Origin of the sequence: Motilibacter rhizosphaerae (assembly GCF_004216915.1) — a bacterium.
Taxonomy (GTDB): Bacteria; Actinomycetota; Actinomycetes; order Motilibacterales; family Motilibacteraceae; genus Motilibacter; species Motilibacter rhizosphaerae.
This window is the reverse complement of the sequence record NZ_SGXD01000007.1, coordinates 1-12,496: the sequence shown is the minus strand read 5'-3', so window position 1 is coordinate 12,496 and position 12,496 is coordinate 1. Positions and strand designations below refer to the sequence as shown.

Below are 12,496 nucleotides of genomic sequence, written 5' to 3'. Positions count from 1 at the left end.
GTCCGTGGGTCTCGACGCCTCCCTCGTCGGCCGCTCCTACCCCGCCTCGGCGGCGTACGAGGTCGGCCGCGAGGAGGTCCGCCGCTTCGCCTCCGCCGTGCGGACGGGCGACGGCGGCGAGCCCGTCGCGGCGCCGCCGACCTACCCCTTCGTGGTGGCCTGGCGCGCGCTGCAGCCGCTGCTGGAGGACCCCGGGCTCGGCATCGCGCTCGAGCGGGTCGTGCACGGCGAGCAGCGCTTCGCCCTTACCCGCGCCCTGGTGCCGGGCGACCGGGTCTCGGGCACGGCGACGGTCGAGTCCGTGCGCGTCCTCGGCCCCGCGGCCCTGGTGGCCGTGCGCGTCGACCTCACCGCCGCCGAGGGCCCGCTGGGCAGCGCCTGGTCCACGCTCGTGATCTCCTCCGCCGCGAGCGGGGAGGCGTCCGCGTGACGCTCCGCTCCGCCGCTGGCGTCGCCGTCGGCGACGAGCTCGGCCCGACGACCCACGCGCTCACCCGTGCGGACCTCGTCCGCTACGCCGGCGCCTCCGGGGACTTCAACCCCATCCACTGGGACGAGCGCACCGCCGAGGCCGTCGGCCTGCCCGGGGTCATCGCCCACGGGATGCTGACGATGGCCCTCGCCGGCAGCCTGCTCACCGCCTGGGCGGGGAGCCCGGACGCCGTCGCCGACTTCTCCGTGCGCTTCGTCAAGCCCGTCGTCGTCCCCTGGGGCGAGCAGGGCGCCGAGCTGGTCGTCAGCGGCCGCGTCGCCGAGCTCCTCCCCGAGGGGCGGGTCCGCGTCGAGCTGCAGGCCGTGTCGAGCGGCGTCCGCGTGCTCGCCGGCGCCCGGGCCGTGCTCCAGCTCGCGCCGTGAGCACCCTCGCCGAGCTCACCACCCTGGGGGTGGGCGGCCCCGCCGGCCGCCTCGTGCGGGCCACGACCGAGGCCGAGCTGCTCAGCGCGGTCCAGGAGGCGGACGCCGCGCGCGAGCCGCTCCTCCTCGTCGGGGGCGGCAGCAACCTGCTGGTCGGCGACGCCGGCTTCCCCGGGACCGTCGTCCAGGTCGCCACGCGCGGCGCCGCCCTCGTCGACTGCGGCTGCGGCTACCCCACGCTCGACGTCGCCGCGGGGGAGCCCTGGGAGTCGGTCGTCGACCGCGCCCTCGAGGAGGGCCTGGCCGGCATCGAGTGCCTCACCGGGATCCCCGGCACCACCGGCGCCACCCCCGTCCAGAACGTCGGCGCGTACGGCCAGGAGGTGGCCGCCGTCGTCGAGCGCGTCCGCACCTGGGACCGGCTCACCGGGCAGCGGCGCACCCTCGCGGTCGGGGACTGCGGCTTCGGCTACCGCACCAGCCGCTTCAAGCAGGAGCGCTTGCCGGAGGACTGGCCGGGCGCGGAGCAGGGCCCCGCCGCTCGCCAGCGCTGGGTCGTGCTGGGCGTCGAGCTCGCCCTGCGGCCGGCCGAGCTGTCCGACCCGGTCCGCTACGCCGAGCTGGCCCGGGCGCTCGGCGTCCCCGAGGGCGGACGGGCCCCGCTCGCCCGGGTCCGCGAGACCGTGCTCGCGCTGCGCGCCCGCAAGGGCATGGTCCTCGACCCGGCCGACCCCGACACGCGCAGTGCCGGCTCCTTCTTCACCAACCCGGTCGTGCCCGCCGCGGCGGCCGAGCGCGTCCCGGCCGACGCCCCGCGCTGGCCCGCGCCCGAGGGCCGCGTGAAGCTCTCGGCGGCCTGGCTCATCCAGCACGCCGGCTTCCCGCCGGGCTACGGCGACGGCCCGGCCGCGCTGTCCGGCAAGCACGCCCTCGCGCTCACCAACAGGGGCGGCGCGCGGGCCGAGGACCTCGTCGCGCTGGCCCGTACGCTGCGCGACAGGGTGGCCGACCGCTTCGGGGTGGTCCTGGAGCCCGAGCCCGCCCTCGTGGGTGTCGCCCTCTAGGGCGGCGTCGCCAGCCAGCGCTCGATCCCCGCGAGCAGCCGCCGCTTGCGGTCCTCCGGCGCGAACGACGACTCCACCGAGGAGCGCGCCAGGGCGGCCAGCGCCGCGTCGTCCAGGCCGTGCGCGGAGCGCGCCAGCGCGTACTGCGCCGTGAGCCGCGAGCCGAACAGCAGCGGGTCGTCCGCCCCCAGGGCGACCGGCACGCCCGCGGCGAGCAGCTGGCGCAGCGGCACGTCCTCGGGCCGCTCGGCGACGCCCAGCGACACGTTGGACGCCGGGCACACCTCGCAGGCCGTGCCCCTCCGGGCCAGCTCCTCGAGCAGCGCGGGGTCCTCCGCAGCACGTACGCCGTGGCCGAGCCGCGCCGGGTCGGCGACCTCGAGCACGGCGCGGACGTGCTCCGGGCCGCGCAGCTCGCCGGCGTGGGGGACGGTGGGCAGCCCGCCGTGCCGGGCGATCGCGAACGCCCGGGCGAACTCGCTCGTCGCCCCGCGCCGCTCGTCGTTGGAGAGCCCGAAGCCCACGACGCCCGCCCCCGCGTAGCGGACGGCGAGCCGCGCGAGCGTCCGGGCGTCGAGGGGGTGGCGGGTGCGGTTCGCCGCGACGATGACGCCGATGCCCACGCCGGTGAGCTCCTCGGCCTCGCGGGCCGCGGCGAGGAACAGCTCGAGGAACGGCGTGACGCCGCCGTAGCGCGCGGCGTAGCCCGAGGGGTCGACCTGGATCTCGAGCCAGCCCGAGCCCTCCGCCGCCTCGTCCTCGGCCGCCTCGCGGACGAGGCGCCGCACGTCGTCCTCGGTCGTGAGCACCGAGCGGGCGACGTCGTAGAGCCGCTGGAACCGGAACCACCCGCGGCTGTCCACGTCGCGCAGCGGCGGGGGCGAGGGCGAGCGCAGGCTCTCCGGCAGCCGCACCCCCGAGCGGTAGGCGAGCTCGACGAGGGTGGCGTGCCGCATCGACCCGGTCGAGTGCAGGTGCAGGTGCGCCTTCGGCAGCGCGGCGAGGTCGCGGCCCTGCTCCGGGGGGACCGCGCCGGTCACTCCCCGGACAGCAGGCGCTGGACCCGCCCCACGCCCTCGGCGAGGTCGGCGTCACCCAGGGCGTACGACAGCCGGACGTAGCCCGGCGTCCCGAACGCCTCACCCGGCACGAGCGCGACCTCGGCCTCGTCCAGGACGACCTCGCACAGCTCGGCGGAGCTGCTGACGCTGCGCCCGCGGATGCTGCGACCGAGCGCGCCCTTGACCGAGGGGTAGCAGTAGAACGCGCCCAGCGGCTCCGGGCAGACGAAGCCGGGGACGTCGTTGAGCATCCGCACCATGGTCTGCCGGCGCCGGTCGAAGGCCGTGCGCATCTCGCGGACCGCCGAGAGGTCGTCGGTGACGGCCGCGAGCGCCGCGGCCTGCGCGACGTTGCTGACGTTGGAGGTGGCGTGCGACTGCAGGTTGCCAGCCGCGCGGACCACGTCGCCGGGGCCGATGAGCCACCCGACGCGCCAGCCGGTCATCGCCCACGTCTTGGCGACGCCGTTGACCACGACGGTGCGGTCGGCGAGCTCGGGCACCAGCGCCGGCAGCGAGGAGAACACCGTGCCGCCGTAGACCAGGTGCTCGTAGATCTCGTCGGTGACGACCCAGAGGCCGCGCTCGAGCGCCCAGCGCCCGATCTCCGCCGTCTGCTCGGGGGAGTAGACCGCCCCCGTGGGGTTCGAGGGGGAGACGAACAGCAGGACCTTGGTACGCGGGGTCAGCGCCGCCTCGAGCTGCTCGACGCTCGCGAGGTAGCCCGTCGTCTCGTCCGTGAGGACCTCGACGGGGACACCGCCGGCCAGCCGGATGCTCTCGGGGTAGGTCGTCCAGTACGGCGCGGGCACGAGCACCTCGTCGCCCGGGTCGAGCAGCGCGGCGAAGGCGTTGTAGACCGCCTGCTTGCCGCCGTTGGTGATGAGCACCTGGCTCGCCTGCACGCCCCAGCCGGAGTCGCGCAGCGTCTTGACGGCGACGGCCTCGCGCAGCTCGGGCAGCCCCGCCGCGGGGGTGTAGTGGTGCATCCTCGGGTCCGAGCACGCGCGCACCGCGGCCTCGACGATGTGCGCGGGCGTCGGGAAGTCGGGCTCGCCGGCGCCGAACCCGATGACCGGCCGCCCCGCCGCCTTGAGCGCCTTCGCCTTGGCGTCGACGGCCAGGGTGGCGGACTCGGCGATGGCTCCCACCCGGGCGGAGACCCGGGCGGCGGTGGGCGCGACGGGGGAGGTCATGCCCCGATCGTGCCAGACGCCCGACGGTGCCCGCGCGGGCGTTCCCGGCGCCCCGGCCGTACGCGGTTCGACCGCGGGAGGGACCACGCCGTACACTGGTCCGTCGGCGTCGTGCCGACCCGTGCCCGCGCCTGCGCACCCGCCCGGGTCGTGCCGGCCCCGCACGGGTGGACGACACCGCCCGCCAGCACCGACCGACCACCGAGTGGAGCCCCGCTGTGACCGAGCTGCACGACGGCAGCAGCGCCGTCCCCGAGCGCGACGTCGCGCCGGCGTCCCGCAGCGGCGCCCGTGCGGCGGTCGGGCGGGGCGGTCCGCTCGCGCGCCTCTCGCTCTACATCCGGCAGGTCGTCGCGGAGCTGCGCAAGGTCATCTGGCCGACGCGCAACGAGCTGACGACCTACACCACGGTCGTCATCGTCTTCGTCATCGCGATGATCGCCCTGCTCAGCGTCCTGGACTACGGCTTCGGCCGGCTCATGTTCTGGGTCTTCGGCTGACCCGCGGCCCCGCCGCGCCCCCCCTCCTGACCGACCGCCCGCACCGAAGACCGGAGCCGCCCACCGTGTCCCAGAGTCCTTTCGACGTCCCGCACACCGAGAGTGCCGAGGCTGCCGACGCCGAGGGCGCGTTCGCGGGCCGCTCGCCCTACGGCGCGGGCTACGGCACCGACCCGTTCGCGGCCGACCCGGGTGACGACACCGGCTCGGGCACGGACGCGCTCGGCGGCACGGACGACGCCTCGAGCGGCTACCTCGAGGGCGCGGTCGTGAGCGGGGCCGGCGAGGAGGAGGCCGCGGGCGAGGAGGAGGCCGACCTGCCGGGCGCCCCGGACGCCGTCGAGGACGCCCCTGAGGGGGCCGACGAGGACGAGGAGGACCCGGTCGCGGAGTTCTACGCCGCGCTGCGCCGGGCGCCGGGCGACTGGTACGTCATCAACTCCTACGCCGGCTACGAGAACCGGGTGAAGGCCAACCTCGAGCAGCGCACCGCGACGCTCAACATGGAGGACTTCATCTTCCAGGTCGAGGTGCCCATGGAGGAGGTCACCGAGATCAAGAACGGCCAGCGCAAGACCGTGCGCCGGACCAAGTTCCCCGGGTACGTCCTCGTGCGCATGGACCTCACCGACGAGTCGTGGGGCGTCGTGCGCAACACCCCCGGCGTGACGCAGTTCGTCGGCCACGCGCACAACCCCTCGCCCCTCAGCACCGACGAGGTCGGGCGCATGCTCGCCCCGAAGCCCGAGGAGAAGAAGGGCGCGGCGGCCTCCGCGGCGCCCGAGGTCAAGGTCGTGGACTTCGCGGTGGGCGACTCGGTCATGGTGACCGAGGGGCCTTTCGCGACGCTGCACGCGACCATCAACGAGATCGACGTCGACGCCCGCAAGGTGCGCGGCCTCGTCGAGATCTTCGGGCGCGAGACCCCGGTCGAGCTCCCCTTCAGCCAGATCCAGAAGATCTGACCCCGGCCGTCGGCCGGGGCTGACCCACGAGGACGCGAGAGAGATGCCTCCCAAGAAGAAGCTCGCAGCGATCATCAAGCTGCAGATCAAGGCCGGCGCGGCGACGCCCGCGCCGCCCGTCGGCCCCGCGCTGGGCCAGCACGGCGTCAACATCATGGAGTTCGTCAAGGCGTACAACGCCGCGACGGAGGCCCAGCGCGGCCAGGTCGTGCCGGTCGAGATCAGCGTCTACGAGGACCGCTCGTTCACGTTCATCACGAAGACCCCCCCGGCCGCCCGCCTGATCCTCGCCGCCGCCGGCCTGGAGAAGGGCTCGTCGACGCCGAACAAGACCAAGGTCGGCAAGCTCAGCCGCGACCAGGTCCGCGAGATCGCGCAGACCAAGCTGCCCGACCTCAACGCCAACGACCTCGACGCCGCCGAGAAGATCATCGCCGGCACCGCCCGCCAGATGGGCATCACGGTCGAGGGCTGAGCCACCCGGCTCCCCCCGACCCGTGGCAGGGCCTCGCGCGGCCCGGACCACACCTCCCACGAACGACACGGAGCAGCACCATGAAGCGCAGCAAGGCCTACCGCGCCGCGGCCGAGAAGGTCGACGGCGACAAGCTCTACGCCCCGCTCGAGGCCGTCCGCCTCGCCCGCGAGACGTCCTCCACCAAGTACGACGCGACCGTCGAGGTCGCCTTCCGCCTGGGCGTCGACCCGCGCAAGGCCGACCAGATGGTCCGCGGCACGGTCAACCTCCCGCACGGCACCGGCAAGACGGCCCGCGTCCTCGTCTTCGCCAACGGCGACCGCGCCGAGGCCGCCCGCGCCGCCGGCGCCGACATCGTCGGCTCCGACGAGCTCATCGACGAGGTCGCCAAGGGCCGCCTCGACTTCGACGCCGTCGTCGCCACGCCGGACCTCATGGGCAAGGTCGGCCGCCTCGGCCGCGTCCTCGGCCCCCGCGGCCTCATGCCGAACCCCAAGACCGGCACGGTCACCGCGGACGTCGCCAAGGCCGTCACCGAGATCAAGGGGGGCAAGATCGAGTTCCGCGTCGACCGCCACTCGAACCTCCACTTCATCATCGGCAAGACGAGCTTCGACGACCGCTCGCTGGTGGAGAACTACTCCGCCGCGCTCGAGGAGATCAACCGCCTGAAGCCCTCCGCCGCGAAGGGCCGCTACATCAAGAAGGCCACGGTCAGCACGACCAACGGCCCGGGCATCCCGCTCGACAGCAGCCGCACGCGCAACCTGCTCGAGGAGGAGGCCGCGGTCTGAGGACCGCCCCTCCGCTCCACCCGCACAGCTCCACCTGCGCGTCCCGAGGGGGCGCCGGCTCCGGCCGGCGCCCCCTCGGCGCGTCCGGGGGGAGGGCGGGATTCGACACGGGGTCGCGGCGTCGCGTACGCTGGCGGAGCCGAAGACCGCTGGCTGCTCCACCGTGCCCGGGCACCTGCCCGACCACGAAGGAGCCGAAGGACCCGCTCCGCGGGCGCCCGCGCAGGTTGGACAGAGCTCGCCCGCTGGTCCCCAGCGTGCCACGCCCCGTGCGCCTGCGCCGGGGCGTTCGTCGTCCCCGGAGCCCTTCGCGTGCCGGCACCGAAGGGAGACCCATGGCGAAGGCTGACAAGGCCACCGCCGTCGCCGAGCTGACGGAGCACTTCCGTGACTCCTCCGCGGCGGTGCTCACCGAGTACCGCGGGCTCACCGTCGCCCAGATGAAGGAGCTCCGCCGCTCCCTGGGCGAGGGTGCCACGTACGCCGTGGTGAAGAACACGCTGACCAGGATCGCCGCCCGCGAGGCCGGCGTGACGGGTCTCGACGACCTGCTCGCGGGCCCGTCGGCCATCGCCTTCGTCAAGGGCGACCCGGTCGACGCCGCGAAGGGCCTGCGCGACTTCGCCCGTACGCACCCGCTGCTCGTCATCAAGGGCGGTGTGCTGGAGGGCAAGCCCCTCAGCGCCGCCGACATCACCAAGCTCGCCGACCTCGAGTCGCGCGAGGTGCTGCTGTCCAAGGCGGCGGGCGCGATGAACGCCACGCTCGCCAAGGCGGCCGCGCTGTTCCAGGCCCCGCTCAGCCAGGCCGCGCGCCTGGCGGAGGCCCTGCGCGCCCAGCGCGCGGAGGGCGCCCCCGCCGAGGAGGCTGCGGCTCCGGCCGACGCCCCCGAGGCTGCCGACGCGGCTCCGGCCGCCGACGCGGCTGAGGCGGCTCCCGCCGCCGACGTGGCCGAGGCGGCTCCCGCCGCCGAGGCGACCGAGGCCTGACCAGCGCCTCGCCCGACCCGCTACATCCCCAGCACGGAAGGACCGCCACCATGGCGAAGCTCAGCACCGACGAGCTCCTCGACGCGTTCAAGGAGCTCACCCTCATCGAGCTCTCCGAGTTCGTGAAGGCGTTCGAGGACACGTTCGGCGTCACCGCCGCCGCTCCGGTCGCCGTCGCGGCCCCGGCCGGCGCGGGCGCCGGCGCGGCCGCCGAGGCCGTCGAGGAGCAGGACGAGTTCGACGTCATCCTCGAGGGCGCCGGCGACAAGAAGATCCAGGTCATCAAGGAGGTGCGCGCCCTCACGAACCTCGGCCTGAAGGAGGCCAAGGACCTCGTCGACGGCACGCCCAAGGCGGTCCTGGAGAAGGTCACCAAGGAGGCGGCGGAGAAGGCCAAGGCGCAGCTCGAGGGCGCCGGCGCCACCGTCACGCTCAAGTAGTCCCGCGCACCGGCCGGACCCCGCGTCCGGCCGCTGCGCCCTGAGGCCGTCCGTGCACCTGCACGGGCGGCCTCGCTGCGTCCGGGGGTGCCCCTGTCCCGTCGCGGCGGGGGAGCGGGTGCGCGCGGGAGGGGCGAGGACAGCTCAGGTCGGGCCCGCGGGTGTCGACGGAGGAGTGTCGGCGAGGTGTCGGCGGGAAGAAGGTCGTCCACACCCCCTCCCGGGTGCTTGACCGCACCGGCCCGCGCGGGCCATCCTGCTCGCGCCGGACGGGAGCGCGAGCCCCCGGGACGGTGCTCGTCGGCCCGACCGGTGCTGGACCTCCGCGGTGCGGAGGGGACCCGCTGGAGGGGCCGGAGCAGGGGTTTGCGCGAGCATGCCCGGACGGGTATGCTGTCGCTTTGCGCTGCCCTGTGCACTTCAGATGCCCCGAGACGTCGTCCTGAGACGCCCGGAGGTGGGGGTCGTGGGCACGCACTCCGTACGCCTCGAGTCCGAGCCTCGGAAGGACCCCTCTTGGCCGCCTCGCGCCCCGCAGATGGCACGACCCCCCAGCACAGCAGCATGAGCACCGCCCCCCGGCGCATCTCCTTCGCCAAGATCCGTGAGCCCCTGGAGGTCCCCAACCTCCTGGCCCTGCAGACCGACAGCTTCGACTGGCTGCTCGGCAACGCCAAGTGGAAGACCCGCGTCGAGGGCCTCCGCGCACAGGGCGTCCTCGTCCCGGAGAAGTCCGGGCTGCAGGAGATCTTCGAGGAGATCAGCCCGATCGAGGACTTCCAGGGGACCATGTCCCTGTCGTTCTCGGACCCGGAGTTCTCCGACCCGAAGTACTCCGTGGAGGAGTGCAAGGAGCGGGACATCACGTTCTCGGCGCCGCTGTTCGTCACGGCCGAGTTCATGAACAACACCACCGGTGAGATCAAGTCCCAGACGGTCTTCATGGGCGACTTCCCGCTCATGACCGACAAGGGCACGTTCATCATCAACGGCACCGAGCGCGTCGTCGTCTCGCAGCTCGTCCGCTCGCCGGGCGTCTACTTCGACAAGCAGCTCGACAAGACCTCCGACAAGGACGTCTTCGGCTCGCGCATCATCCCGAGCCGCGGCGCCTGGCTCGAGTTCGAGATCGACAAGCGCGACCAGGTCGGCGTCCGCGTCGACCGCAAGCGCAAGCAGTCGGTGACCGTGCTGCTCAAGGCCCTCGGCTGGGACGACGCCAAGATCCTCGAGGAGTTCGGCGAGTACGAGTCGATGCGCTCCACCCTGGAGAAGGACCACACCCAGGGCCAGGACGACGCGCTGCTCGACATCTACCGCAAGCTGCGCCCGGGCGAGCCGCCGACCCGCGAGGCGGCGCAGACGCTGCTCGACAACCTCTACTTCAACCCGAAGCGCTACGACCTCGCCAAGGTCGGCCGCTACAAGGTCAACAAGAAGATCGGCACCGACGCGGAGATCGGCCAGGGCGTCCTGACCGTCGACGACGTCGTCGCGACGATCAAGTACCTCGTGGCCCTGCACGCGGGGGAGACCTCGCTCGAGGGCGCCCGCGGCCAGGTGCGCGTGGAGGTCGACGACATCGACCACTTCGGCAACCGGCGCCTGCGCACGGTCGGCGAGCTCATCCAGAACCAGGTCCGCACGGGCCTGAGCCGGATGGAGCGCGTCGTGCGCGAGCGGATGACGACCCAGGACGTCGAGGCGATCACGCCGCAGACCCTGATCAACATCCGCCCGGTCGTGGCGAGCATCAAGGAGTTCTTCGGGACCTCCCAGCTCAGCCAGTTCATGGACCAGACCAATCCGCTGGCCGGCCTGACCCACAAGCGCCGCCTCTCGGCGCTCGGCCCCGGCGGCCTCTCGCGCGAGCGGGCGGGCATGGAGGTCCGCGACGTCCACCCGTCGCACTACGGCCGCATGTGCCCGATCGAGACCCCCGAGGGCCCGAACATCGGCCTCATCGGCTCGCTCGCGACCTACGCGCGCATCAACGCGTTCGGGTTCGTCGAGACCCCGTACCGCAAGGTGACCGGCGGCCGGGTCAGCGACGAGGTCGACTACCTCACCGCCGACGAGGAGGACGAGCACGTCGTCGCCCAGGCGAACGCGCCGCTCAACCCCGACGGCAGCTTCGCCGAGGCCCGCGTCCTCGTCCGCCGCAAGGGCGGCGAGGTCGAGTACATCCCGGCCGACGAGGTCGACTACATGGACGTCTCGCCGCGCCAGATGGTGTCGGTGGCCACGGCCATGATCCCGTTCCTCGAGCACGACGACGCCAACCGCGCGCTCATGGGCGCCAACATGCAGCGCCAGGCGGTGCCGCTGCTGCGCAGCGAGTCCCCGCTGGTCGGCACCGGCATGGAGTACCGCGGTGCCAAGGACGCGGGCGACGTCATCGTGGCGGAGAAGGCCGGCGTCGTGCAGGAGGTCGCGGCCGACTACATCACCACGGCCAACGACGACGGCACCTACCAGACCTACCGGGTGCAGAAGTTCCGCCGCTCCAACCAGGGCACGGCCTTCAACCAGCGCCCGATCGTCGACCAGGGCCAGCGCATCGAGGCCGGTCAGGTCCTCGCCGACGGCCCCTGCACCGACAACGGCGAGATGGCGCTGGGCAAGAACCTGCTCGTCGCCTTCATGTCGTGGGAGGGCCACAACTACGAGGACGCGATCATCCTGTCGCAGCGCCTCGTGCAGGACGACGTCCTCTCCTCGATCCACATCGAGGAGCACGAGGTCGACGCCCGCGACACCAAGCTGGGCCCCGAGGAGATCACCCGGGACATCCCGAACGTCTCCGAGGAGGTCCTCGCCGACCTCGACGACCGCGGCATCATCCGCATCGGCGCCGACGTCGTCCCGGGCGACATCCTCGTCGGCAAGGTCACGCCCAAGGGCGAGACCGAGCTGACCCCCGAGGAGCGCCTGCTCCGCGCGATCTTCGGCGAGAAGGCGCGCGAGGTGCGCGACACCTCGCTCAAGGTGCCGCACGGCGAGTCCGGCAAGGTCATCGGCGTCAAGGTGTTCGACCGCGAGGAGGGCTTCGAGCTCCCGCCGGGCGTCAACCAGCTCGTCCGGGTCTACGTCGCCCAGAAGCGCAAGATCACCGACGGCGACAAGCTCGCCGGCCGCCACGGCAACAAGGGCGTCATCTCCAAGATCCTCCCGGTCGAGGACATGCCGTTCCTCGAGGACGGCACCCCGGTCGACATCGTGCTCAACCCGCTCGGCGTGCCGGGCCGGATGAACGTCGGCCAGGTCCTCGAGACCCACCTCGGGTGGGTCGCGAAGACGGGCTGGAGCGTCGAGGGCGAGGACGCCGAGGGCGAGGACTGGCGGACGTCGCTGCGCTCGATCGGGGCCGACCAGGGCGAGCCGGGGACCAACGTCGCGACGCCCGTCTTCGACGGCGCGCGCGAGTCGGAGATCACCGGCCTGCTCGACTCGACCCTGCCGACCCGCGACGGCCAGCGCCTCATCGGCGCCAGCGGCAAGGCGCGGCTCTACGACGGCCGCTCCGGCGAGCCGTTCCCGGCGCCGATCTCGGTGGGCTACATCTACATCCTGAAGCTCCACCACCTGGTCGACGACAAGATCCACGCGCGCTCGACCGGCCCGTACTCGATGATCACGCAGCAGCCGCTGGGCGGGAAGGCCCAGTTCGGCGGCCAGCGCTTCGGCGAGATGGAGGTGTGGGCCCTCGAGGCCTACGGCGCCTCCTACGCCCTGCAGGAGCTGCTCACCATCAAGTCCGACGACGTCACCGGCCGCGTCAAGGTCTACGAGGCGATCGTCAAGGGCGAGAACATCCCCGAGCCGGGCATCCCCGAGTCCTTCAAGGTGCTCATCAAGGAGATGCAGTCGCTCTGCCTCAACGTCGAGGTGCTCTCGAGCGACGGCATGTCCATCGAGATGCGCGAGACCGACGAGGACGTCTTCAGGGCCGCGGAGGAGCTGGGCATCGACCTGTCCCGCCGCGAGCCCAGCAGCGTCGAAGAGGTCTGACGGGAGGGGCGGGGGGGGGCCCCCCCCCCCCGGGGCCCCCCCCCCCCCCCCCCCCCCCCCACCCCCCCCCCCCCCGCCGGGGGGGGGGGGGGCGGGGGCGCGCGGGCCGCCCCCCCCCCCCGCCCCGCCCCCGCCCCGCCCCG

Annotated in this window: 12 protein-coding genes; 10 read left to right on the top strand and 2 right to left on the bottom strand. The window is 73.6% G+C overall.

Annotated elements, in window-relative coordinates; genetic code table 11:
• The first annotated feature begins 4 nt into the window (after positions 1 to 4).
• The 3 genes from EV189_RS18910 to EV189_RS18900 are packed head-to-tail and all read left to right on the top strand — an operon-like array spanning position 5 to position 1,919.
• Positions 5 to 430 (top strand): FAS1-like dehydratase domain-containing protein, encoded by a 426-nt coding sequence (locus tag EV189_RS18910; protein ID WP_165400392.1) that lies wholly within the window; start codon positions 5 to 7, stop codon positions 428 to 430.
• Positions 427 to 855, top strand: a complete 429-nt coding sequence (locus EV189_RS18905; RefSeq protein ID WP_130494577.1) for a MaoC family dehydratase — start codon at positions 427 to 429, stop codon at positions 853 to 855. The genes EV189_RS18910 and EV189_RS18905 overlap by 4 nt, the downstream gene beginning before the upstream one ends.
• On the top strand, positions 852 to 1,919 hold the full coding sequence (locus EV189_RS18900) for a UDP-N-acetylmuramate dehydrogenase (RefSeq protein ID WP_130494576.1): 1,068 nt from the start codon (positions 852 to 854) through the stop codon (positions 1,917 to 1,919). The genes EV189_RS18905 and EV189_RS18900 overlap by 4 nt, the downstream gene beginning before the upstream one ends.
• Here EV189_RS18900 and EV189_RS18895 read toward each other — a convergent pair.
• Together EV189_RS18895 and EV189_RS18890 are read right to left on the bottom strand one after the other, a co-directional pair.
• Positions 1,916 to 2,959 carry an adenosine deaminase gene (locus EV189_RS18895; RefSeq protein WP_130494575.1) on the bottom strand — a complete coding sequence of 348 codons (1,044 nt, stop codon included), beginning with the start codon at positions 2,957 to 2,959 and terminating at the stop codon, positions 1,916 to 1,918. The genes EV189_RS18900 and EV189_RS18895 overlap by 4 nt on opposite strands.
• Entirely contained in the window at positions 2,956 to 4,176 is a 1,221-nt protein-coding gene (locus tag EV189_RS18890; protein ID WP_130494574.1) for a pyridoxal phosphate-dependent aminotransferase, read from the bottom strand. Before EV189_RS18890 ends, EV189_RS18895 begins: the two co-directional genes overlap by 4 nt.
• Before the next feature lie 227 nt (positions 4,177 to 4,403).
• On the opposite strand from EV189_RS18890, the gene secE reads away from it, so the two are divergent.
• The 7 genes from secE (at position 4,404) to rpoB (ending at position 12,353) form a co-directional block, all read left to right on the top strand.
• Positions 4,404 to 4,676 (top strand): preprotein translocase subunit SecE, encoded by a 273-nt coding sequence (gene secE / locus EV189_RS18885; RefSeq protein ID WP_165400399.1) that lies wholly within the window; start codon positions 4,404 to 4,406, stop codon positions 4,674 to 4,676.
• Positions 4,677 to 4,741: 65 nt separating this feature from the next.
• Complete coding sequence (nusG, locus tag EV189_RS21180) at positions 4,742 to 5,641, top strand: transcription termination/antitermination protein NusG (protein ID WP_130494572.1); 900 nt, start codon at positions 4,742 to 4,744, stop codon at positions 5,639 to 5,641.
• Positions 5,642 to 5,684: 43 nt separating this feature from the next.
• Positions 5,685 to 6,116: a 50S ribosomal protein L11 gene (rplK, locus tag EV189_RS18875; RefSeq protein WP_130494571.1), complete on the top strand. Its 432-nt coding sequence runs from the start codon at positions 5,685 to 5,687 to the stop codon at positions 6,114 to 6,116.
• Positions 6,117 to 6,196: 80 nt separating this feature from the next.
• A complete protein-coding gene (gene rplA, locus EV189_RS18870; protein ID WP_130494570.1) occupies positions 6,197 to 6,913 on the top strand; it encodes a 50S ribosomal protein L1 in 717 nt (238 codons plus the stop codon).
• 335 nt (positions 6,914 to 7,248) lie between these two features.
• Entirely contained in the window at positions 7,249 to 7,902 is a 654-nt protein-coding gene (rplJ, locus tag EV189_RS18865; RefSeq protein ID WP_130494569.1) for a 50S ribosomal protein L10, read from the top strand.
• 50 nt (positions 7,903 to 7,952) lie between these two features.
• Positions 7,953 to 8,342 carry a 50S ribosomal protein L7/L12 gene (rplL, locus tag EV189_RS18860; protein ID WP_130494568.1) on the top strand — a complete coding sequence of 130 codons (390 nt, stop codon included), beginning with the start codon at positions 7,953 to 7,955 and terminating at the stop codon, positions 8,340 to 8,342.
• Positions 8,343 to 8,858: 516 nt separating this feature from the next.
• Complete coding sequence (gene rpoB / locus EV189_RS18855) at positions 8,859 to 12,353, top strand: DNA-directed RNA polymerase subunit beta (RefSeq protein WP_130494567.1); 3,495 nt, start codon at positions 8,859 to 8,861, stop codon at positions 12,351 to 12,353.
• The last annotated feature ends 143 nt before the right edge of the window (positions 12,354 to 12,496 follow it).